The 22,744-nt window shown below is 62.5% G+C and carries 24 protein-coding genes; 14 read left to right on the top strand and 10 right to left on the bottom strand.

Translation table 11 applies throughout. The features are described 5' to 3' along the window. Window positions 1-23: 23 nt before the first annotated feature. A complete protein-coding gene (locus PI87_RS24920; protein ID WP_039600397.1) occupies window positions 24-1,124 on the top strand; it encodes a porin in 1,101 nt (366 codons plus the stop codon). A gap of 60 nt (window positions 1,125-1,184) precedes the next feature. Here PI87_RS24920 and PI87_RS24915 read toward each other — a convergent pair whose 3' ends face one another. From PI87_RS24915 to PI87_RS24900, 4 genes are all read right to left on the bottom strand, one after another. Then, the gene (locus PI87_RS24915) at window positions 1,185-2,063 is read right to left on the bottom strand and encodes a 2-hydroxy-3-oxopropionate reductase (protein ID WP_039600396.1); all 879 of its coding nucleotides are present in this window, start codon (window positions 2,061-2,063) and stop codon (window positions 1,185-1,187) included. A gap of 105 nt (window positions 2,064-2,168) precedes the next feature. Next, a complete protein-coding gene (locus PI87_RS24910; protein ID WP_198139627.1) occupies window positions 2,169-3,215 on the bottom strand; it encodes a hypothetical protein in 1,047 nt (348 codons plus the stop codon). Further along, window positions 3,212-5,431, bottom strand: a complete 2,220-nt coding sequence (locus PI87_RS24905) for an FAD-binding protein (RefSeq protein WP_039600394.1) — start codon at window positions 5,429-5,431, stop codon at window positions 3,212-3,214. Before PI87_RS24905 ends, PI87_RS24910 begins: the two co-directional genes overlap by 4 nt. A 4-nt stretch (window positions 5,432-5,435) precedes the next feature. Next, window positions 5,436-5,801 (bottom strand): DUF805 domain-containing protein, encoded by a 366-nt coding sequence (locus tag PI87_RS24900; protein ID WP_084210099.1) that lies wholly within the window; start codon window positions 5,799-5,801, stop codon window positions 5,436-5,438. A gap of 143 nt (window positions 5,802-5,944) precedes the next feature. On the opposite strand from PI87_RS24900, the gene PI87_RS24895 reads away from it, so the two are divergent. After that, the gene (locus PI87_RS24895) at window positions 5,945-6,682 is read left to right on the top strand and encodes a helix-turn-helix domain-containing protein (protein WP_039600393.1); all 738 of its coding nucleotides are present in this window, start codon (window positions 5,945-5,947) and stop codon (window positions 6,680-6,682) included. 167 nt (window positions 6,683-6,849) lie between these two features. Next, entirely contained in the window at window positions 6,850-6,978 is a 129-nt protein-coding gene (locus PI87_RS29910) for a hypothetical protein (RefSeq protein WP_269746668.1), read from the top strand. On the opposite strand, the gene PI87_RS24890 is transcribed toward PI87_RS29910, so the two are convergent. The 6 genes from PI87_RS24890 to cyoA all read right to left on the bottom strand — a co-directional run bounded on the left by PI87_RS24890 (window position 6,979) and on the right by cyoA (window position 13,187). After that, window positions 6,979-7,518 carry a cupin domain-containing protein gene (locus tag PI87_RS24890; protein WP_039600392.1) on the bottom strand — a complete coding sequence of 180 codons (540 nt, stop codon included), beginning with the start codon at window positions 7,516-7,518 and terminating at the stop codon, window positions 6,979-6,981. A 20-nt stretch (window positions 7,519-7,538) separates the two neighbouring features. Continuing rightward, a complete protein-coding gene (locus PI87_RS24885) occupies window positions 7,539-8,744 on the bottom strand; it encodes a sterol desaturase family protein (protein ID WP_039600391.1) in 1,206 nt (401 codons plus the stop codon). Between the two features lie 472 nt (window positions 8,745-9,216). Beyond that, window positions 9,217-9,594, bottom strand: coding sequence for a cytochrome o ubiquinol oxidase subunit IV (gene cyoD / locus PI87_RS24880; protein ID WP_039600390.1), 378 nt, complete (start codon window positions 9,592-9,594; stop codon window positions 9,217-9,219). Continuing rightward, window positions 9,591-10,211: a cytochrome o ubiquinol oxidase subunit III gene (cyoC, locus tag PI87_RS24875; protein ID WP_052321755.1), complete on the bottom strand. Its 621-nt coding sequence runs from the start codon at window positions 10,209-10,211 to the stop codon at window positions 9,591-9,593. Before cyoC ends, cyoD begins: the two co-directional genes overlap by 4 nt. 3 nt (window positions 10,212-10,214) lie before the next feature. Continuing rightward, on the bottom strand, window positions 10,215-12,191 hold the full coding sequence (cyoB, locus tag PI87_RS24870) for a cytochrome o ubiquinol oxidase subunit I (protein ID WP_039600389.1): 1,977 nt from the start codon (window positions 12,189-12,191) through the stop codon (window positions 10,215-10,217). Between the two features lie 3 nt (window positions 12,192-12,194). Beyond that, window positions 12,195-13,187: a ubiquinol oxidase subunit II gene (gene cyoA / locus PI87_RS24865; protein WP_039600388.1), complete on the bottom strand. Its 993-nt coding sequence runs from the start codon at window positions 13,185-13,187 to the stop codon at window positions 12,195-12,197. A gap of 186 nt (window positions 13,188-13,373) precedes the next feature. On the opposite strand from cyoA, the gene PI87_RS24860 reads away from it, so the two are divergent. The 11 genes from PI87_RS24860 (at window position 13,374) to PI87_RS24805 (ending at window position 22,733) form a co-directional block, all read left to right on the top strand. After that, a complete protein-coding gene (locus tag PI87_RS24860) occupies window positions 13,374-14,765 on the top strand; it encodes an aminotransferase-like domain-containing protein (RefSeq protein ID WP_039600488.1) in 1,392 nt (463 codons plus the stop codon). Between the two features lie 547 nt (window positions 14,766-15,312). Continuing rightward, window positions 15,313-15,894 carry a DUF4255 domain-containing protein gene (locus PI87_RS24850; protein WP_039600387.1) on the top strand — a complete coding sequence of 194 codons (582 nt, stop codon included), beginning with the start codon at window positions 15,313-15,315 and terminating at the stop codon, window positions 15,892-15,894. Next, window positions 15,891-16,721, top strand: a complete 831-nt coding sequence (locus PI87_RS24845; RefSeq protein ID WP_157003236.1) for a hypothetical protein — start codon at window positions 15,891-15,893, stop codon at window positions 16,719-16,721. The genes PI87_RS24850 and PI87_RS24845 overlap by 4 nt, the downstream gene beginning before the upstream one ends. Window positions 16,722-16,742: 21 nt before the next feature. Then, window positions 16,743-18,311: a phage tail sheath family protein gene (locus PI87_RS24840; RefSeq protein WP_039600385.1), complete on the top strand. Its 1,569-nt coding sequence runs from the start codon at window positions 16,743-16,745 to the stop codon at window positions 18,309-18,311. Between the two features lie 53 nt (window positions 18,312-18,364). Beyond that, window positions 18,365-18,823, top strand: coding sequence for a phage tail protein (locus PI87_RS24835; protein ID WP_039600384.1), 459 nt, complete (start codon window positions 18,365-18,367; stop codon window positions 18,821-18,823). A 23-nt stretch (window positions 18,824-18,846) separates the two neighbouring features. Further along, window positions 18,847-19,329, top strand: coding sequence for a phage tail protein (locus PI87_RS24830; protein ID WP_052321754.1), 483 nt, complete (start codon window positions 18,847-18,849; stop codon window positions 19,327-19,329). 3 nt (window positions 19,330-19,332) lie between these two features. Beyond that, window positions 19,333-19,518: a hypothetical protein gene (locus PI87_RS24825; RefSeq protein WP_039600383.1), complete on the top strand. Its 186-nt coding sequence runs from the start codon at window positions 19,333-19,335 to the stop codon at window positions 19,516-19,518. Next, window positions 19,519-20,208 carry a LysM peptidoglycan-binding domain-containing protein gene (locus PI87_RS24820; RefSeq protein ID WP_039600382.1) on the top strand — a complete coding sequence of 230 codons (690 nt, stop codon included), beginning with the start codon at window positions 19,519-19,521 and terminating at the stop codon, window positions 20,206-20,208. A 3-nt stretch (window positions 20,209-20,211) separates the two neighbouring features. Then, entirely contained in the window at window positions 20,212-21,999 is a 1,788-nt protein-coding gene (gene vgrG / locus PI87_RS24815; RefSeq protein ID WP_039600381.1) for a type VI secretion system tip protein VgrG, read from the top strand. Between the two features lie 12 nt (window positions 22,000-22,011). Then, the gene (locus PI87_RS24810) at window positions 22,012-22,311 is read left to right on the top strand and encodes a PAAR domain-containing protein (RefSeq protein ID WP_039600380.1); all 300 of its coding nucleotides are present in this window, start codon (window positions 22,012-22,014) and stop codon (window positions 22,309-22,311) included. A gap of 2 nt (window positions 22,312-22,313) precedes the next feature. Then, window positions 22,314-22,733 carry a GPW/gp25 family protein gene (locus tag PI87_RS24805; RefSeq protein ID WP_039600379.1) on the top strand — a complete coding sequence of 140 codons (420 nt, stop codon included), beginning with the start codon at window positions 22,314-22,316 and terminating at the stop codon, window positions 22,731-22,733. Window positions 22,734-22,744: the final 11 nt, after the last annotated feature.

Here is a 22,744-nt window from a genome sequence, read left to right as displayed (position 1 = left end):
CCTGGCCAACGGAGGAAGCGGAAATGAGGAAGACACTGTTCGCCATGGCGGCGATGGGCTTGGCTGGTACGGCCGCTGCACAGAGCAACGTGACGCTGTACGGCAGCATTGACCAAGGCGTGGCCTACATCAACAACTTGAAAAGTGGCGCGACCAGCGGTTCTGCCTTGCGTGTGGACCCAGGCACGATGCAGCCGGACCGCTTCGGTTTCCGTGGCACGGAAGACCTGGGGCAGGGCACACAGGCCATCTTCCAGTTGGAATCGGGCTTTCTGGGGGACACCGGCAACAGCGTGGTGGCGGGCAAGCTGTTCAACCGCGCAGCGTGGGTCGGCCTGTCGAACGAGCGCCTGGGCAACATCCAGCTCGGCCACCAGGCGGACTTCATGTTCGATTACCTCGGCCGCCTGAGCAATGGCTTCCAGCTCACCAACTTCTACCTGTTCCACCCAGGCAACTTCGACAACCTGGCCAATCAGTTCCAGATCGATAACGCCGTGCGCTATGTCTCGCCTGTCTTCGGTGGGCTGCAACTGGGCGGTATGTACGGTTTTGGCGAAGTACCGGGCTCGCCGTCGAAGAGCCGCAGCTACAGCCTGGGGGCCTACTACAGTAACGGTGGCTTCCGTGCTGCAGCGGCCTACACCGCGTCGAACGACCGCGCGCTGGACATTGCCGGTCGCCTGGGTATTACCAACACGCTGGGCACGACGCTCGTGCCAGGCGTGATGACGCCGATGAGCTCGGTCAAGTCGTTCGGTGCGGGCACGCTGTACCAGTTCAGCAGCCTGCCGTTGCAGATCAACGCGGTCTACACGCAAACGCGTATCACGCTGGGCGGCGCCAATGCACGCTCGCAGAACGTTGACCTGGGCACCGCTTGGCACTACAGCGCAGCAAATACGCTCAACGTCGGCTACACGTTCAGCAAGTACGAAAGCGCGCGCTGGAACCAGTTCAGCGTGGGCAATGTGTATGCATTCTCCAAGCGCACGCAGGTGTACTTGCAAGGCACGTATCAACGTGCCTCAGGCGATGCGCCGTCGGCGGCAATCAACGGTGTGGGCGTGTCGGCCAATCGCAGCCAGGTCGTGGTCAGCACCGGGGTGCATCACTCGTTCTGATGTCCAGGCCGAATGCGGCGCTGCGGGCAGGTTCGCAGCGCCGTGTTGGTCTACGTGTGATCAAGCGACGGTGTGGTCGGCCATCAGCTCAAGCGCCTTCACCATCGCCGAGTGATCCCACGCCTTGCCGCCATTGGCTGCGCACACGCTGAAGAGCTGCTGTGCGCTGGCCGTGTTGGGCAGGGCAATGCCAAGCTTGCGCGCGCCTTCCAGTGCCAGGTTCAAGTCTTTCTGGTGCAGTTCGATGCGGAAACCCGGGTCGAAGGTGCGCTTGATCATGCGTTCGCCGTGCACCTCCAGAATGCGCGACGCGGCAAAGCCACCCATCAGCGCCTCGCGCACGCGCGCCGGATCCGCGCCGGCCTTGGAAGCGAACAGCAGCGCTTCCCCCACCGCTTCAATGGTCAACGCAACGATGATCTGGTTGGCGACCTTGCAGGTCTGCCCGGCACCGGATTCGCCCACGTGCGTGATGTTCTTGCCCATCAGGGCGAATAGCGGCTTGGCGCGCTCGAATGCCGCCGCCGTGCCGCCGACCATGATGGTGAGCGTGGCATCGCGTGCACCCACTTCACCACCCGAGACCGGCGCATCCAGGTAATCGGCCCCCAGGGCTTCCACGCGCTTGGCGAATGCCTGGGTTTCAATGGGCGAAATCGAACTCATGTCGATGAACAGTTTGCCGGCGGCAAGACCCTGTGCAACGCCGTCTTCGCCAAACAGTACGTTTGCCACGTCCGCTGTGTCCGGCACCATGGCGATGACGGTGTCTGCTGCTTGTGCAACGGCTGCGGAGTTGGGGACAACCGTTGCATGGGCGCGCAGGTCATCGGGCACAGAGTGCTTGCCGCTGACCACGAGGGTGTGGCCGCCCTTGAGCAGGTTGCGGGCCATGTGGGCACCCATGATGCCCAAGCCGATGAAACCGATGGTTGCCATGATGTTGTTCTCCCAAGAGGCAAATTGGTTGAGGCAGACCACAAGCGTAGATCAGTTTGGGCGTTGTGGTGCGCAGGGCGCGTGCTTCTCCACCAAGATCCACCTTCAGTAGTCGTAGACGTGTTCGACTTGCCAACCGTGCTGCTTGGCTGCCAGAAGGGTGGCGGACAGGCTCCCTACGGGGATGAGTGCCCCGACACGTCGCTCCCTTGCCGGCACAGACAGGGATTGTTCGAACAACACGCGACCCAGCGCGGTACCGAACGTCGCGTTATCCGGCAGCCAGAGGGTGATCAGCACATCCGAGGTGTTGCCCGCAATGTCGACGATGCGAATACCGTCTTCAGCCAGGGCGGTTGCCGCAATGCGGAAATCGAAATAGCGGGGCAGCGATAGCACGGCGCGCCCATCCGCGGCATGCGTCACGACGCTGACTCGTGCCGGAGGTGCCCACGTTGGCGGGATGTGGTCCACCACCACGTCAGTCGTCATCTGGGCCGGGGTGTAGATCACGCCAGTGGCCCAGGCGATCAGCTTGCCGTAGAGCGCCTTGACGATGTATTCGGTGGTCAGCGCATAGCGCCGCTCCCACTTGCGCAATGGGTTGGCGCCGGTGCCCAGCACGTCGGCCCACAGATGCCTAAGCCGCGTGGCGAAGTCAAACCGGTACCAGGGCTCCTGGCGGATGAAGTCGACATAGTCCTGGGCGGCAGCGGCGGCGTAGCGATCTTCGGCACTGGGCTGACTGCCGGACAGGGCCCAGCTCAGTCGTCCAACGGTGTTTTCGTAAGCCGAGCGCAGCGCGTACTCAATGGTGGTGCTGACCGAGAGCACGCCGATCATCAAGTGATAGCCCGGGTTGGCCGGATATCCGCCACGTACCTGTTCGGCCGATACCGCGGCGTAGCTGGACCACAGCTGCCCGATGTGGCGGACGAATGGAAAATCCTGCGGCGTGCCGGTCTGCACGGTGCGTGCATATTCGGCTGGGCTGTGCACGAGAAACCATTCCGGATAGGTCAGCAGCGTCTGCTCGGCGCTGCGGCGGTCGGCGGGTGGGACCAGGCTGTCTGCCGCCTGCGCGCAGGCGGGGGGTATGGCGGCGGCGCCTAGCGCGAGCGCGGCCAGCGTCAGCTTGATGCGATTCATCATGATGGGGTGCGCTCTTTTACGAACGCCATCAGCAGGTTGTCGGAGGGGTCGCCTTCCTGGCGCAGTTGCACGCCGGTACGGCGTAGCCCGCAGCGTTCGATGCGGCGGATCCAGGCTTTGGCACTGGCAAAGTGGCGCAGCTCTGCGGCATTGGTGGCCCAGCTTTCACCGAGCCCCGCGTTGAACACCGTATGCGCCAGCGCGACGAAGCGATGCATGGCGGACGAGGTCACATCATGTTCACGCACCACAAACATGCCGCCGGGCCGCAGTACCTGCGCAATCGATGCCAGGAACGGCTCCAGCTTCTCCGGGGCCATGTGATGCAGGCCGATAAAGCAGCTCACGAGGTCAGCGCTCTCTGGCGGCAAGGCAAGCGGCGCGTAGTCGTTCAGCGGGATGGCGCGGCCGATGGACAGGAGTTGGCCGCGCTCGACGATGTCGACAGGCGAGAACCCCGTTGCCGTATCGGTAACCAGCGTGACGCTGCCCGTGACGCCCGCATGCTTGCGCAGCGCGCGCACGTACCGGCCGGTGGTGCCGATCTCGACGTAGTCGCGCAGCCGTGCATTGCCGATCAGTCTGGCGGTCTGCCGGCCGATTTCGCGCTTTTGCGTGGCGAGCGCCGGCAGGGCATGGGTCAGCATGGCCAAACGCGGTGTGATACCGGGCAGTGCGGCCTGGAGGTTGCGGTAGATCGCTTCATCGTCGCCACCTGCCGCAATGCATTGTTTGATCAACGCGTGGAAGCGGTTTTCCGGTACGAGGTTGAAGATGTTCCGCAGGAAGGCGTAGAAGCCGTCGGCGGATTTGACATCGCCATAGACGGACGCGAACAGCGATGGCCGGGTTGCCGTGTCCGGTTTAGTCGAATGTGCAGGCGCGTAATAGCGATCCCATAGCGCGCCACGCAGCCGGTAGTGCGGGTCCAGCTGCGCCTTGAGCGCGAAGAGCTCACCTGCGCGCGGATAGGCGCGACGAAACTGCTCTGGCGTTGCGTGTGCCTGATACGGCAGGTAGTACGTGCCGCCAGCATCCAGCACGGCATCGATCAACTCGCGCGTCCACACCGCCACCTTTTCCAGCGCACTCTCACGCGTGCGTTGCTTGTAGTAGAGAACGAAGGCAAAGGTCTCGCCGCGCGCCCACGACATCAGGGTGTGCGTATCAGCCGCCGCATGCCGCACCGACACGTTGACGGTATTGACCCGGTAGCGCCGCAGCGTGGCCGCGAGCGCCTTGGCAAAGCGTGCCATCTGCGCGGCAGGTACGAAGTACTCCTGCAGGACATAGGTGCGATGCTGGCGGTCAGCCGGTTCAAGCTCCGCCACGTCGTAACCAGCTTCGTAGTTGCGCCAGTGCACCTTGCCGCGCAGATAGAGCAGCGGGTCATACAGAAACTCACGGCGGAATTTGCCCAGCGGCGTTTCAGTGATGGCCCAGAGCAGGTACTGCTCCATCGGGAAAGACTGTCGTAGTGTCTGCAGACGCGGCGCGGTGGCGGGCTTGTCGGTGACCGTCCAGCTGACGGCGCGGCCGGCAGCGTAGTGCGGTGGGTAGAGGTCGAAGTTGTGGAACACCACGTCGCTGTGGCCTTGCACATTGGCGTCGAACCATGCGGGATAGTCCGCCACGTCCAGCTTGACGGCGCTGCGTTCTACGCGCGCATTCGGCACCAGTTCCAGTTCGACCTCGGTGATGATGCCGATGGCGCCGTACCCGCCAATTGCTGCGTGGAAGAGGTCGGCATGCATGGCCTGCGTGGCCTCGATCACCCCTCCATTGGCCAGTACCAGCGTGATGGCTCGTACAGATGAGACGACCGGTCCGGCCAGGTAGCGCCCGTGCGCGTTGACCGACAGCGTGCCGCCCACGGTGAAGTTGGCATAGGTCTGCATGATCTTGACCGCCAGACCGTGCGGGTCGATGAAGCGCTGGATGTCACACCAACGGGTGCCAGACTGAACGCGGATGGTTTTGGCCTCTGGCTCGAAGCGCAGGATGCGGTTCATCTTGCGCAGATCCAGATGCAGCGTGCCGGGGCTGGCGGTCTGACCGCCCATGCTGAAGTGCCCGCCGCCCACGGACACCGGAAAGACCGTGCCGCTCAGTGCATCGACCACGTCTTGGGTGGAGCGGGGGGCGGCCACTGAGAACACCGGCATGCGGTTGAGCTGCGTAATGTCGTTGACGGTCGTGTCGTTGATGGTCGTCATGGCATTACCCCGCGATGTCGACCTGGAGGTAATCGACGCGCGCCGCGGGCTGCGCATCGAAGCGGTTCTCGCCGTCGATGCTGCGTTTGAACAGCAACATCAGCAGCCATAGCGGACCAAGTACCGGCAGCAGCACCCACCACAAGCGGTGTCCGCTCAACCCGGCGTCATGCAGGCGGCGCACCGAGGCTGCACCGGCTGCCCAGAGGAACAGCACACTGAAGACCGCGCCCGCCGCATCGCCCCAGACCGCTATGGCGGCGGAGCCGAGTGCGGCACAGCTCAACGCCAGCCCTGCCAGGCGGAGCACCCATGCGGGGCGTGACAGCCTGCCTCGTGCGCAAAAGAGAGCAATCAGGATCGGTTTCAACGTGGGCTCCAGGTCAAGGGTTGGATGCATTGGCTACGCCGGAGTGGCGTGAGGCGCAGCATGCGTAACAGGACTGGAATCCGCACGGTTTATCTGGAAAAATCCCGGAATCGACACTTGAAGTATCAAAAAACGATACCTAAATGACCGAGATCACACAGCTCATCGCAACCATCAAGCAGCGGTTGAAGGCTGCCGGAATGACCTATCGCGACGTCGGCCAAGCGCTCGATCTGTCGGAGCCGAGCGTGAAGCGGTTGCTTTCCAGCGGGCGGTTGACGGTCGACCGCTTGGCGCAGTTCAGCGAGCTGCTCGGCATGACCATGGCGGAATTGCTGCGTCAATCGGAAGCGTCACAGGCACGCATTCACACGCTCACACAGGCGCAGGAGGCGCAACTCGTGTCGAACGACAAGCTGCTGCTTGTCGCGGTGTGTGCGCTCAACCACTGGTCGCTGGTCGATATCGTCACGACCTATCGGCTGTCAGAGGCGGAGTGCATCAAGCAGCTGCTGGTGCTCGACCGCATGGGCGTCGTGCAGCTCAAGCCCGGCAACCGCATCCAGTTGCTGGTCGCGCGCGATTTCGACTGGCTGCCCTATGGGCCGATCCGACAGTTTTTTCTGCAACGGGGCATGCCTGACTTCATGGAGAGCCGCTTCGACGGTGCGGAAGAGACCCTGGATTTCAGCCACGGCATGCTGACCAAGGCTGGGTATGCGCAACTGCAGGTCGAGTTGCGCAGACTGCGCGCCAAGCTCGCCACCCTGCACGACGAGGCAGCCGATGCACCACGTGCCGAGAAGCGCGGCACTGCATTGCTGCTAGCGATGCGCGTGTGGGAGCCCGATGTCTTCAGGGCGATGCGGCGGGCCGCGTAGAAGGGTGTCAATCGAGCATCACACGCGATGACGTGATGCAAAAGATCCCCCTGAGAATTGGCACCAAGAACCGTCATTGCTCGTGCAATGGCTTTTCGCTGCCCTCTCATAAGCTGAATCCGTGCCGATAACACAGCTATCGGAGCACTGCAGAGATGGGAGGGGATATGTCCACCACAGCCACAGCAGCCAACTGGATCGTCGTCCTGACATGCGCGTACATGGAGTACAGCACGTGGCACGGCATGAGCGTCTATCGCCGCACAGTCGGCTACGAGAGCGTGGTGTGGTGCTGACTAGCGCACTGCTGGCTCAGTGGGCAACCTCGGTAGCAACCGACGGATCAGATCATCATGTGCCGCATGACTCTTCAACAGCACACGGCTTTCCGCCAATTCGAATTCACTGAACTCGAAGCCCGGCGCGACCGTGCAGCCAACCAGCGCGTAACCGTGCGCACCGGCCACGCGCTCGGCAGCAAACCAGCGGCCCGCCGGCACCACCGCCTGGTACACCGCCATCTCGTCCTCGGCCGCGTGGCCCAAGCGATGCGTGCGCACCGTACCGTCGTCTTCCAACACATGCACGTCTAGCGCATCACCCGTATGGAAATGCCAGAGCTCGTCCGACTGGATCCGATGCCAGGCGGAATATGCGTCATCCGCCAGCAGGTAGTAGATGGCGGTGGCCGCCGCACGTTCGACGGCCATGACATCGATCCGGCCGCGCTGGATGCGTTCCTCGCTGCGATAGGTCTCGCGGTAGAAGCCGCCTTCCGGGTGCGGTTCGAGACCGAGCCGGTGGATGAGACGCAACGCAGCGGGGGCGATCGGCATGATGGTGGTGCGTCCTCGACTCAGTCCTGCTGACGACGGAACGGAAAGCGTTGCTGGTTAATGAAGCCGTCGGGCATGTAGTCACCCACCACGCCGTACTTTTCCGGGAAGGCCTTCGTCGACTTCACCGCCGTGCCAAACATGTAGTCGATGAACGCGAAGTGCGCAGCGTAGTTCTTGTCGATAGCTTCGTCTTCCGAAGAGTGGTGCCAGTGGTGAAAATCCGGCGTCACGAAGATGTACTTCAGCGGTCCCCACGGCAGGTGCACGTTGGCGTGGTTGAACACCGCCTGGAAGCCAACGATGATGATGTAGACATCCACCACGGCCTTGTCGAAACCCAGTACGAACAGCGGCCCCAGCACGGCCACGCGCGTGACGATCAGCTCAAGGATGTGCTGGCGCGAGCCGGCCAGCCAGTCCATCGTCTTTACGCTGTGATGCACGGCATGGAAGCGCCACAGGAACGGCACCTCGTGATACGCGCGGTGCGTGACGTACTCCATCAGGTCGGCCACCAGCATGCACAGCAGCAACTGCGGAATGAACCAGATGTGCTGCACCATCTGCTGGAAATCCGCATGCACCATCCACCCGAACACGCGGTGGATCAGGAAGTTCACCACCAGCAGCACCAGCCCCACGATGAAGTGGTTGACCGCAAAGTGCACCATGTCGGTCTGCCACTCGGCGCGGAACACCGGCTGCTTCTTGTAGAGCGGGAACAGCTTCTCGAGCAGCACGAAGATCATCGTGGAGCCGAGCAGATCGAGAATGAACCAGTCCATGCCGATATACGGCGTATGGTCCGGGAAATCGCCCACCGGCACGCGCGAGCCGCCCAATGCCACCGCAATCACCACGAATACCAATGCCAGGCAATTGAGGCGGCGGCGGTTATCCAGCACGATATTCGCCAGCGACAGCCCGCCCGAAATCAGCAGCGACACAAACAGAATCTGCCGAATCACATCCACGGAGTACGCACGCCGCAATTCGGGCGTGGTCAGGTACTGCGGAAAGTGAAACGCCAGCACACCCAGCAGGCACAGGAAACCCAGCACCAGCGCCAGGACGGTGCCGATCATGCCGCGGCCGAAGACCATGCCGCCGCTGGAGTGCAGCAGCGTATTGGCCTCGCGGATGGTGGCGTCAGCCACGCGGACGATGGCGGGGTGGTGTTCCTCTTCGGGCGAAGGTGCCGAAGGTTTATGGTTGGTATCCATGGATCTGACTCGCGCGTATTGTTTTGTTTTATTAACAATGCGATAGCCGATTTGATATCGGTCCCCGTTCGCATTGCAGCGCGATTATACGGCTGCGTTATCGAACAATGTGCCTCGCGCCAAAGCCCTTTTCAGCTTGGATACGGCTTGTTGTAGCGGGGTTTCCGCAGGGGAAGCAGCCTGAATCATGTGCCGGTGTCTATTGCAAATCGCCCGGGTTCTTTTTCGCCTGGCTTCTGGCTTGCTCCGGGAGTCGAGATAGGCGTTAGGCGCGCCAGATGGCGAAGATCCAACTGAAAGCGCTGCACCGGTATGGGAATTCGATGTTGAACTGCGGGATACGATCGTTCCCTGGTTCATGTGCAAGGCGATGTGAACTCCCCGTTCAGTAACCGATGGGTCTGGCCAGCAAACTGGATGGCGCTCGTCCACCAGTTGCGGGCCAACAGCGTCTTAGACGTGGATTGCGGGGTCAATCGCGTGCGCGTGCACGCTCGATGGACATGTCGGTCGACATCATGTTCACGTTGGCGTTGTGCATGACCCACAGGGAACCCGCGACGACGATGACGATCAGCAGGCCGGTACAGACAAAGATCGCGGTATTGCCGCGTTGTCCCGAGCCCGTGCCGAGATGCAGGAAGTAGATCAGTTGCACCAATAGCTGTGCCACGCACAAGCCGACAATGCTGGCCATCGTGGCAGGCGTGGACAGTTTCCCCAGCATGACGATCGCAAACGCGGCCATCGTGAGTGCAATCGAAAGCAGCAGGCCGACGGTATAGCTGCGCAGGCTGCCGTGAGCGGATACATCGCCGGCGTGCGCAGAATGCAGGTGGGACGGCTTCATGCAAACTCCCGCAGATAGACAAAGGTGAAGACGCAGATCCAGACCAGATCGAGGAAATGCCAGAACAGGCTCAGGCAGGCGAGCCGGCGCCGAACCACGTCGTCCAGGCCGAAATGCCGGATCTGGTGAATCATCACAGCGAGCCACAGCAGGCCCAGCGTCACATGGAGGCCGTGTGTGCCCACCAGCGTGAAGAAGGCGGAAAGATAGGCGCTGACATTGGGCCCAGCACCTTCATGCAGCAGATGGGAAAACTCATACAGCTCCATGCCGACGAAGGCTGCTCCGAGCACAAACGTGACGACCAGCCAGCGGATCATTCGAGGCGCTGCGTTGGCATCCTGCTTCAGCATGGCAAGACCGAAGGTGTAGCTGCTCACGAGTAGCAGCATCGTCTCGGCAAACACAAACGGCAGCTCGAACAGTTGCCGCCCGCCAGGGCCGCCTGCCGTGCTTTCGGAGAGCACGCCAAAGGTTGCGAACAAGACCGCGAAGATGAGGCAGTCGCTCATCAGGTAGAGCCAGAAGCCCAGCGTGGTGTTGGCGCTGCTGTCGTGGTGCGCGTGCGCCGCGCTGTGGGCAGCGCGAGGCAGTGTTGGGGCGTGAGTGGGGGTCATGGTTCAGGCAGCTTCCTGCAGTTGGGCGTAACGCGTGCGCTCGATCTGGGCGACTTCGGACGCGGGCACGTAGTAGTCCACGTTGCGGTCGTAGCTGCGCAGCACGAACGTGACGACGGCGCCGACAAGGCCCACGGCAGCCACGAGCCACATGTGCCAGACCAGTGCGAAGCACAGCAACAGTCCGAACGCGGACACGATAAAGCCGGCCGACGTGTTGCGCGGCATATGGATGTCTTCGTAGTGCGCAGGCTGCTGCCACGCGCGGCCGGCTTCCTTGTCGTCCCAGTGCTGTTCGAGCGACGTGATGTGTGGCACGTGCGCGAAGTTGTAGAACGGAGCGGGCGAGGCGGTCGACCATTCGAGGCTGCGCGCGTCCCATGGGTCGCCGGTCAGGTCGCGGTTCTTCTTGCGATCGCGGATGCTGACGGCAAACTGGACCAGGATCGCGAGGATGCCAAGGCCGATGATTGCCGCACCGACCAGCGCCACCACGAGGTACGGATGCCAATCCACGTTGGCATAGTGGTTCATCCGGCGCGTCATGCCCTTGAAGCCGAGCGCGTAGAGCGGCATGAAGGCCAGAAAGAAGCCGATCAGCCAGCACCAGAACGACACCTTGCCCCAGAACTCGTCGAGCGTGAAGCCGAACACCTTCGGGAACCAGAAGCTGATGCCGGCCAGGCAGCCAAACAGCACGCCGCCGATGATCACGTTATGGAAGTGGGCAACCAGGAACAGACTGTTGTGCAGCACGAAGTCGGCGCCAGGCACGGCCAGCAACACTCCGGTCATGCCACCTACGGCGAAGGTGACCATGAAGCCGATGGTCCACAGCGTTGCCGAATGGAAGCGGATTCGCCCCCAGTACATGGTGAACAGCCAGTTGAACAGCTTCACGCCGGTTGGGATCGAGATGATGGAGGTCATGATCCCGAAGAAGGCGTTGACGTTGGCGCCCGACCCCATGGTGAAGAAGTGATGCAGCCAGACGAAGAACGACAGGACACCAATCGAGGATGTGGCGTACACCATCGATTTGTAGCCGAAAAGGGGCTTTCTCGAGAACGTCGAAATGATCTCGGAGAACGCACCGAACGCCGGCAGGATCAGCACATAAACCTCTGGGTGACCCCACACCCAGATCAGGTTCACGTACATCATTGCGTTTCCACCAAGCTCGTTGGTGAAGAAATGCATGCCCAGGTAGCGGTCTGCCGTGAGGAGGGCGAGCGTGGCGGTCAACACCGGGAAGATCGCAACGATCAGAATGTTCGTGATGAGCGCAGTCCAGGTGAACACCGGCATCTTCATCAGGTCCATCCCCGGCGCGCGCATGCGCAGGATGGTAGCGATGAAATTGATGCCGGTCAGCGTGGTTCCGAGACCGGAGATCTGCAGTGACCAGATGTAGTAGTCGACGCCCGGCGTCGGGCTGTAGCCGAGCTCTGATAGCGGTGGGTAGGCGACCCACCCCGTAGCCGCGAAATCACCGACGAACATCGACATCATGACCAACACAGCCCCCATGGCCGACAGCCAGAAGCTCAGCGAGTTGACGAATGGGAAAGCCACATCGCGGGCACCGATCTGCAACGGCACGATGACGTTCATCAGGCCAAGCACCAGTGGCGTCGCCACGAAGAAGATCATGATCACGCCGTGCGCCGTGAAGATCTGGTCATAGTGGTGCGGCGGCAGGTAACCGGCGGCATCGCCATAGGCGATCGCCTGCTGGACACGCATCATGATGGCGTCGGCAAAGCCGCGCAGCAGCATGACCAGCGCCAGGATGATGTACATCACGCCGATCTTCTTGTGATCGACCGAGCAGATCCACTCTGTCCACAAGGGCTTCCATTTGCCGAAGTAGGTGATGGCGCCAATCAGCGCCGCACCGAGTATGAGCACGGCAGCCAGCGTCCCCATGATGATCGGTTCATGGAGCGGGATGGCATCGAGGTTGAGTTTTCCGAACATGACTTATTGCTCCGTGCGCGCGACGGACGTGGGCGGGACAGGCAGAGAGGCCTGCAGGGACTCGGGGCCGTCCGCGCGACACATCTGGCCATTTGCGAGCATGTATTTGTCGACCACGCGATCGAATAGCTTCGGCGCGACAGACGAGAACAGGGTGACAGGGTCTTTGCTGCTCGGCCGCTCGAGCGCCTGATACGTCTTGAGGTCGAGCGCGTTGGGGGCGGCCTTGGCCGAACGGACCCACGTATCGAATGCCTCGGGCGACATCGCCAGGGTCTTGAAATGCATGTCGGAGAAGCCGGCACCGCTGTAGGCGGCGGATTGGCCAAGATAGGTGCCCGGCTCATCGGCAATCAGGTGCAGGCGTGTCTGCATACCCGCCATCGTGTAGACCATGCTGCCCAGTTGCGGAATGAAGAACGAGTTCATCATCGACTCGGCGGTCAAGCGGAAGTTGACCGGCGTCCCAACCGGAATCGCCAATTGGTTCAGCGAGGCGACGCCGTACTGCGGATAGATGAACAACCACTTCCAGTTCAGCGCGACGACTTCGACTTCGATCGGTTTGACCTGTGAGACCAGCGGGCGGTAGGGGTCAAGCTTGTGGGTCGTGTTCCAGATCAGCACGCCGAGAAAGGCCACGATCAAGCAAGGGATGCCCCAGACGACGACCTCAATGGCAGTGGAGTGGGCCCATTTCGGTGCATACGTAGCACGTGTGTTCGTCTCGCGGTAGCGCCAGGCAAACCACAGCGTCAGCAGGATCACGGGGATGACGACCAGCAGCATGATGAACAGCGCGATCAGGATGAGCGATTTCTCCTGTTCTCCGACGCTGCCCTTGGGCGACAGCAACTCGAGGTTGCAACCGCTCAGTAATGCGCTTCCAAGGGCGACAAGGAGGAGCGCAGTCACGCGCGACGGTATTGCTGGGGCGTTGTATGGGGATGGCTTCAGCAGAGGGTTGCCTGCCGGCCAAGCGCTAGGTTTAAGCATGTCGGACACCGTGGTTACACATCACACAGGTATCCAACGCCCCAGACTTCGGGCTACTGCAATGGCTGCCACCACACCAAGCGAGCCAGGGAAGGGGACTGGCGCATGAGGGATGTATGGATCCAGATGATGATGTCTGGCATCCTAGCTAAAGACAAAACCCATACAAGCGAGAAGATTCACGTCATGGATGCCATGCAAGATCGACACACAAGCCCGCGATGGGATCTGAAAATCACGCAGAGTGGTGGGGCGAGGTACCTGCAGATCGTCGAATTCATCGAGCAGGCGATCGGCGACGGGCGCCTGGCTGCGGGGGATCGCGTACCGCCACAACGTAGCCTTGCCAAGGCTCTTGGGGTGGATCTCACGACGGTGACGCGGGCGTATACCGAAGCGAAACGCCGCAATCTCATCGATGCCAAGGGGGCGCTTGGGACGTTCATTGCGGCGCCGCGCGCGGAGCTTGCCCGGGTTGTCGACATGAGCATGAATGTGCCGCCACCGCCGGCGGGGCTCGATTTTCAGGACCTGCTGCGGCGCGGGCTTTCACAAGTCCTGCTGCATAGCGACCCGCACCTGTTGATGACCTACCAGCTCGGGGGCGGTAGTGCGACAGACCGCGGTGCAGGTGTGCGCTGGCTGACGCAGGTACTGGGGACTGTCGACGCGTCCAGGGTGATTGTCTGCCCCGGTGCGCAGGCCGCCATCGCGGCCATGATCCTGAGCCTCACAAGCCCCGGCGATGCGATCGTCACCGAGCCCCTGACCTATCCGGGCATTCGCGCCGCAGTGGCCCAACTCGGCCGACGTGTGATCACCGCGCGATGCGATGCCGATGGAATGCTCCCCGACGCGCTGGAAGCGGCCTGCGCAAATGGGGCCAGGCTGGTCTATCTGAATCCGACAGCACAGAACCCGAGCACACACACCATGCCGGCCTCGCGCAGGGCCGATATTGCTCGCGTGGCCGAACGCTGTCACATCACGATCCTGGAGGATGATCCGTACTGGCTGCTGACACCCGGTGCGCCGCCACCGCTGGTCCATTTCGCGCCCGCGCAGACCTACTATGTGTCGACCCTGTCCAAGACGCTCAGCCCAGGGCTGCGTACTGCATACGTCTTGCTGCCAGTGGGTGCGCGTGGTGACGACCTGCTTGCCGCGCTCCGCGCATTCGCATTGATGGCCGCACCGATGACTGCAGCCTTGTCCTCGCAGTGGATACATGATGGCTCGGCATTCCAGTTGCTCGAGAATATTCGTACCGAGGCTTTCGCGCGGTGTGAACTCGCAAACCGGTGGCTCAGCGGAATCGGGCAGTTGCCGCCGACCGGCATTCACGTCTGGCACCGTCTACCAGACCACTGGTCGACGCATCAGCTGACAAGGGCCGCGCTGGCGGAGGATCTGCGCGTCACGCCGTCAGACGCCTTCTGCGACGGGCCAAGCTCACCCAATGCGATTCGTATTTCATTGGGCGGTGTCGATGATCGTGCGCAGCTATCACTAGCGCTGCGGAAGCTGGCAGCGCTGCTTGAGCGCAAGCCGACGATCAATGGAGAACTCTTGGTCTGATTGGAGACTTCGAGTGCGGCTCAGCGGCTTCCATTCCAACATGGAGTGAGGCGGATGGCGCTTGAATGGCCGCCAGCCCGGCATACAAGGTATGCCTCGGCATGCCCGCCGTCCGGGTTGCCATCGAGATATTGCCGATCCCCCAAGTAACAGCGCCGGAAGCGCTTCCGGTCAAGCGTCCGCTCTGGACGTTGCCGGGTCCCTGCGGCCCTGCCAATGCTGAGGCGTAGAGCTCATCCGGAGGGGCGGCCTGCGACCACATCGTTTTTCGTCGCGGCCCGAGATCGCTTCTGCGGTCGTATCCCCGTCCATTCGTGCGTTCTACCGATGTGGGCAAGTGGCGCTTCGTTGATGGCGGGCGGCATGTACGGGAATACGCCGCCGATGTCCTAAGCATTTCAGCATCGCACTTCAGCAATCTACTGATAGCTCGCCGCCGGGTGCCCGATCAATATCCCGGCAACGATACCCAAAGTGCTGCGGCTGACGGGGGGCGCGACGGATGCCCTTGCCCGGCAACACAGCCGCGACAACTCTCCGACCGACCGTGATCGACAGCGCCCTTGGCCATCTCGCGATGCAGTTGAACCAGCATTTGCGACGGCGTCTCGTGTTGGCAGAAGACATGGTCGTGGTCTCGAACCTGCAGGAACCAGGCGGCGGTGTGGTGACATCGGCGAGCAACAAGCTGGTGCTGTTCATCAGTGGCATTGAGCGCGATACCGCGGCGCATCGCGCGGGCGGGGCCGGCAGCGAGCAACGGACGCAACTGCGCGGTGTGGAGCCGCTGTTCCTGAACTTGCTGGTGATCTGCGCGGCGACCTTCAGCGGGCAGGGGTATCCCGAAGCGCTGCGGTTCCTGTCCGATGCCATCGCGTACTTCCAGGCGCGGCCGGTGTTCGATCATCAAAGCTCGCCGGGCCTGGACCCGCGCATCGATCGGCTGGTCCTGAACATCGAGAACCTGAGCAATAGCGAGATGCACAGTCTGTGGAGCATTCATGGCGGCCGCTACCTGCCCTCGGTGTTGTACCGGGTGCGGCTGGTCTGCCTGGGTGACGACGCACCGCGACGTCGGGAAACGCTGATCAGCCAACCCGATGTCGACGCACAGGGGGCAGGACGATGACGACGGCCACCCCACCCAGCGTGGCCCGGGAGACGATGCGTGGGTACCGCACGCTCGCGAGCCTCGCTGTGCGACATCCGTACTTCGCGCCAGGCCGGCCCGACGCGCTGCATCTGCGGGCGGAGCCGTCTGCGGCGGCGCTGATGGCGCGCTTTGACCTGCATCTGCGCGGCGACGCGCGCCGCGCCGTCATGCTCGCCCCGGAGCGTCAACTGCCGAACCTGTGGAGCGAGCGCGACGCTTGGCTCACAGACGGCCTGGCGCTGGCACTGCACTCGTCCGATCCGCTTTGGGCTTGCTACACGGATGTGCGCCTGCTCGCAGCCGGGGGCACGTTTCGGCCGTCGCCTGGGCAGGAGGGGCTGCTGCGTCAGGACGTGACGGGCGGGTCAGCTGGAAGCGCCGGCGTGCTGGCGCGGCTGCAACTGCCGCTGGCGCCGTCAGGCTGCGAGAGCCTTGCTGCGTGGACAGACGCGACTGCCGACGCCTGGACGCTGGAGCTGCCGGTTCGCACCACGATCTGGAAGTACCTTCTGCTCGGCGACTGGGCGGACGACATACGTCTTGTCGATCTGAGCGACGTCAACATGTTCGGCGAGCCGGCGCGCGAGACGCTGCCCGACGGACGCGAAGCGATCACGATCCGCTCGCTCGCGCCGATCGCGCTGCAGGAGCGTCCGCAGCACCGGTTCCAGTTGCGCCGTGGTATGGGCAACGCCGAGCGCGTACTGGTGGCACGCATGCCGACGGCCGCGCCGGACGGGCTGCGACGCGAAGTCATTGACGGTGTGCCGCACGATGTATCGGAGATCTTTGTCAGTCGGTAACCATTTCATCGGGAGCTTTCAATGGGTGCAATGAAGACGCCAGGCGTCTATATCGTGGAGAAGAATGCCTTCCCCAACTCCGTGGTGGAGGTGGCGACGGCAGTGCCTGCATTTATCGGTCACACAGAGATCGCGGACAACCGCAACAAGCCGCTCGCCATGAAGCCATGGCGCATCAGCTCGATGGCCGAATACCACCAGTACTTCGGCCTTGCGCCGTTTCCGCGCTTCAATATCGCGGAGAAGACCGATCCGTCGGCCATTGCCGCGTTTCGCGTGGCGGGCAAGGACTACGTGCTGCAGATGCCGGACGGCAAGGATGGCGGGGGCTATCTGCTTTACTCGGCGCTGCGCCACTTTTTCCAGAACGGCGGCGGGCCGTGCTACATCGTCTCGGTCGGCACCTACACCGATGACCTGGACGCCGACAAGTTCAAGGCCGGCATCGAAGAACTGCTCAAGGAGCAGGAGCCCACGATGCTCGTGGTTCCGGAGGCCGTGAAGTTCAAGGCCGACGTTTGCATTGACCTGCAGCAGGCAATGCTCGCGCACTGCGGCGACAAGATGCGCAATCGCGTGTCGATTCTCGACATCTGGGGTGGCGACAAGCCGCGCACCGACCCGGCCGGCGACCCCGTGGCCGCGTTCCGCAACGCGCTTGGCATCAACTATCTCGATTTCGCGTCGGCCTACTACCCGTGGCTCAACACCACGGTGGTCGGCGATAAGGACATCAGCTACGAGAACATCGCCAACCCCGACGTACTGCTGCCACTGCTGCGCGCAGACCTCGAGCTGCCCGATGCGCTGCCCAACGACGCAACGCAAAAGACGAAGGACACCTTCGAAGCCGTCGCAGATATCACAAAGGACTGGACCACAGTCAAGGACAAGGACGGTCAGCCGCTTTCAAAGGATGCCATCCTCAGCAACAAGGCGCTGCTGAACAAGACGCTGGTGTCGATCAGCCCGTTGTTCAACACGGTGCTGGGTGAGATCAAGTATCAGTTGAATCTGCTGCCGCCCAGCGCTGCAATGGCCGGCATCTATACGATGGTCGACAACTCGCGTGGCGTCTGGAAGGCGCCGGCCAACGTGAGCCTTGCCGGCGTGGTCTCGCCGTCGGTCAGCATTTCCGCTGCCGACCAGGAAGACCTGAACGTGACGACACAGGGCAAGTCGATCAACGCCATCCGCAGCTTCATCGGCGAAGGCGTCCTGGTCTGGGGGGCGCGCACGCTGGACGGCAACAGCCTCGATTGGCGCTATATCAACGTGCGCCGCACGATGATCATGCTCGAGGAGTCGTGCCGCCTTGCCGCCAAGGCGCTCGTGTTCGAGCCGAACGTTGCCAACACCTGGGTCACCATCAAAAGCATGATCCAGAACTTCCTTACCAGTATCTGGAAACGTGGCGGCCTGGCCGGAGCGGTGCCGGACGATGCATTCAGCGTCCACGTCGGGCTTGGCGAGACGATGACGCCCGACGACATCCTCGAGGGCATCATGCGCGTGACCGTGCTGGTAGCCATGGTGCGTCCGGCCGAGTTCATCGAGATCACGTTCCAGCAACAGATGCAGAAGTCCTGATGGGGCGGCGTTCCCGACCCCATAACCTGATCGCGTAAAAAAAGGAGATCGTCATGGCAGACGATGGTTCGGCACAGTCGCAGAATGTTTGGCCCATTCCCAAGTTCCACTTCCAGGTGAAATGGGACTCCACGGTGATGTCGTTCGAAGAGGTTTCGGGCCTGGACGTGGAGGCGCAGCAGATCGAGTACCGCAGCGGTGACAACCCTGTGTTCTCCACCGCCAAGATGCCCGGGCTCAAGAAGTACGGCAACGTGACCATGAAGAAGGGCGTGTTCAAGGCCGACAACAAGTTCTGGGACTGGTTCAAGCAGATCAAGATGAACACGATCAAGCGTGTCCCGGTGACCATCAGCCTGCTTGACGAGTCGGGCAACGCCACGATGGTCTGGACGCTCACCAATGCCTGGCCGGCCAAGATTACCGGGACTGACCTGAAGGCGCAGGGCAACGAGGTCGCAGTCGAGACCATCGAGATTGCCCATGAAGGCCTGACGATCGCCAACGGCTGACGCCCCGCCACGGGTTCTCACGCATGCAGAAATCGAAGCACTACGGTGCTGGCTCGGACACCGACTTCATGCCGGTGTCGTTCTCCTTCGTGGTCGGCTTCAGCAATATCGCCTCTGGTGTGGACGCTTCATTTCAGGAGGTCTCCGGCATGGACCAGGTTTTGGAGACCGAGGATGTGCAGTGTGGTGGCGAGAATCGCTTCGTCTACAAGCTGCCCAAGGGTGTCCGGCAGGAGAAGCTGGTGCTCAAACGCGGCATTGCCGACATCCGCTCGCCGCTGATGCGCTGGTGTAAGTCGGTGATGAGCGGTGGGCTGGCCCAGCCGGTAACGCCAATGGATGTCAGCGTCTACCTGCTGGACGAACAGGGCGACAAGATCCGAGGCTGGACCTTCCGGTCGGCGTATCCGGTGCGCTGGGGCGTTGACGAATTCAATGCGACTAAGAACAACGTGGTGATCGAAACGATCGAGATGGCCTACCTCAACTGCGTTCGGGAACTGTGAGCGATGACGATCGAAGTACGTCAGATGGTGATCCGCTCGGAATTGAACGGCGGCCAGGCTAAGGACGGGCAGCCACCCAAGCAGGAGCACTGCTGCGAAGACGACGAGAAGGCGGCTTCCGGCCACCGAGCGCAACGCGCGCAGTTGCGGCAATTGCACGCGCAACTCGACCGGCTCCGGGAGCGCTAGATGCCGCTGCCCGGCGCCGACCTCACGCCACTGAAGATCTCCGCCTGCCAGGACGACAAAGGGCGCATTTCGCCCATTGCCGGCAAGTCGATCTCGTTGCAGATCAACCCGTCGCAGTTCAAGCATGAGCGCAGCACCTGCTTCACGCAGGAGAAGCCACTGGGCGATACCGGCTCGGGCCGCCAGTACAGCCACATGCAGCCTGGCAAGCTGTCCTTCTCGGTCATATTTGACGGCACTGGTGTGATCCCACGTCCGGCCAGTGCGCCGCTGCAGGAGGTGGAGGAGCAGTTGGCGGCGCTGTCCAAGGTCATCTACGAGTACAAGGGCGTGTCGCATCAGCCGAGCATCGTGCAGATTCTCTGGGGGCAGCTCATCTTTACTGGCCGCCTGACGAGCTTCACGACCGATTACACGCTGTTCCGCCCAAGCGGCGTACCGCTGCGTGCCACTGCTGCGCTTGCCTTTGACTCGTACCGAAGCAGCAAGGAGGCCCAGTTGGAGGCCGACGCCAGCTCGCCCGACCTGAGCCACGTCGTCACGGTACGTGCAGGCGACACACTGCCGCTGCTGTGCGAGCAGATCTACGGTGACGGCCGCTACTACGCCGAGGTGGCCCGCTTCAACGGCTTGCGCTACTTCCGCGCGCTGCCGCCGGGCACGGTGTTGCACTTTCCGCCGTTGGAGTAGCCCATGGCAACCTCCCCAACGGTCGATGCCGATGGCGTGCTGAACGTCACCATCAGCAGCAACAAGAAAGTGCTGAAGAACCTGCCACTGATGACGGTGACTGTGCGTCGGGCCTTCAACCGCATTCCATGGGCCGAACTGGTGATCCAGGACGGTGACATGACGACCGGCAAATTTGAGTATGCCGACACGTCCGTTTTTGAACCGGGCGCCGTCGTTACCATCTCGGCCGGTTTCGGCAGCGATTCGGCGCAGATCTTCAGTGGCGTCGTCGTGCGCTACGGCGTCAGGATCGAGGGGCAGAACGAATCGCGCCTCGTCGTCGAGTGCCGCGACACGGCCACCAAGATGACCGTTGGCCGCAACAACGCCAACTACGTCCAGAAGACGGACAGCGACATCCTGACGGCGTTGATCGGCGCACACGGGCTGACGGCAAACGTTGCGAGCACGACGCAGCAGCACGATGAGCTTGTGCAGTACTACTGCAACGATTGGGATTTCCTGCTCGCGCGCGCTGAAGTCAATGGCATGCTCGTCAACGTGGACGCGGGCACCGTGAACGTGCAGCCACCCAAGGCGGACGGCGACGCTGTGCTGACTGTGACCTGGGGCAGCAATCTGTACGAATTTGACGCCGAGATCGACGCGCGCCTGCAATTCAAGTCGGCGCAGGCCGTGGCGTGGAATCCTGCGCAGCAGCAGATCGTGATGGGCGAGGCCGCAGCACCCGGCACGCTCAATGCGCAGGGCAACCTGAAGCCGGCCGCGCTGGCAGATGTGGCGGGGCCGGAGGTGATGCGGTTGCAGACGGCCACCACGCAAGAGCAGTCCGCGCTGACCACGTGGGCGAAGGCCTTGCAGGTGAAGGCGACGCTGGCGCGCATTCGTGGCCGGCTTCGCTGCCAGGGCAACGCCCTCGTGATACCGGGCGCGCTGGTCGCGGTCAGCGGGGTGGGTTTGCGCTTTCAGGGCAGCGTGTTCGTCAGCGCCGTCGAGCATACGATGGCCGGCGGCCAATGGTTTGCTGACGTCGAGTTCGGGCTGGACCCGCGCTGGCACATGATGCGCGACGATGTGGCGGCGCCGCTGGCGTCCGGCCTGCTGCCAGGTGTGGGCGGGTTGCAGATCGGCGTTGTGAAGAAGCTGGACGGCGATCCGCAGAACGCGCAGCGCATCCAGGTTGCGCTGCCGGTGATGCAGGCGCAGACCGAGGGCATCTGGGCGCGGCTCGTGCAAGGCTACGCCTCAAATACCTTCGGCATGTTCTTCCTTCCCGAAGTTGGCGATGAGGTCATTGTTGGCTACCTGAATGACGATCCCAGCCACCCGGTCGTGCTGGGATCGCTCTATAGCGCCGGGCATACGCCGCCTTACGCAATCGAGGCGCCGAACGACACCAAGGCGATCGTCACGCGTGCGCAGCACAAGATCGAGTTCAACGAGAAGGACAAGATCGTGACCATCACCACACCAGGCAACAACAAGGTGGTGCTCGACGACAAAGACAAGTCGATCCTGGTTCAAGACCAGAACGGCAACAGCGTGAAACTGTCTGGCAGCGGTATCGCGCTCGACAGCCCCTATGACATCACGGCCAACGCGAAGGGAAACATCCAGCTCAAGGCCGCGGCGTCGATCGAGATCTCTGCGCAGGCCGACATCAAGGCCAACGCCATCAACATCGGCTGCGAGGCCCAGGCCGGTTTTACCGGCAAGGGTGCCGCCACCGCCGAGCTGTCCGCGTCCGGGCAGACGACGGTCCGGGGCGGCGTGGTCATGATCAACTAGGAGTGCCATCCGATGCCCGCCGCCGCTCGCTTGACCGACATGCACACCTGTCCAATGCAGACACCAGGGTTGCCGCCCGTGCCGCACGTTGGCGGTCCGGTGGTCGGTCCTGGGGTGCCCACCGTGCTGATCGGCAGCCTGCCCGCGGCCGTGGTTGGTGACAATGCAGTCTGCGTGGGGCCACCCGACGTGATCGTGCAGGGCTCCACCACGGTACTGATCGGTGGCCGCCCTGCCGCTCGCGTGGGCGATGCCACTGCGCACGGCGGCAGCGTGGTCATGGGCTTGCCCACGGTATTGATCGGGGGGTGACGATGAGCTCCAGCCCGTTCCTCGGCCGTGGTTGGCAGTTTCCACTGCGCTTTGACCCGCGCTCCGGGCAGGCCGGCATGGCGACCGGTGTGGAAGACATCGAAGAAAGCCTGCGCATCCTGTTCGGCACCAACCCCGGCGAACGCGTGATGTTGCCCGCCTACGGCTGCGGCTTGCGCCGCGCTGTGTTCGATACGCTTTCCGAAAGCACGGTGACCGAACTCAAGGAAATGATCCGCAAGGCGATTCTGTTCTTCGAGCCGCGCATCCTGGTCGAGCGCATCGACACAGCGTTGGTGGATCCCCTTGAGGGCCGGCTCGACATCCGGATCGACTACATCGTGCGCACCACCAATACGCGCCACAACCTCGTCTATCCCCTTTATCTCGATCAGGCCACCCAGCCGGTCGACGGCTACTGAGCAAACGGGGC

It is taken from the genome of Ralstonia sp. A12 (assembly GCF_000801955.1).
Taxonomy (GTDB): Bacteria; Pseudomonadota; Gammaproteobacteria; order Burkholderiales; family Burkholderiaceae; genus Ralstonia.
The sequence above is the reverse complement of the archived record's forward strand: the minus strand, read 5'-3'. Positions and strand labels throughout refer to the sequence as shown.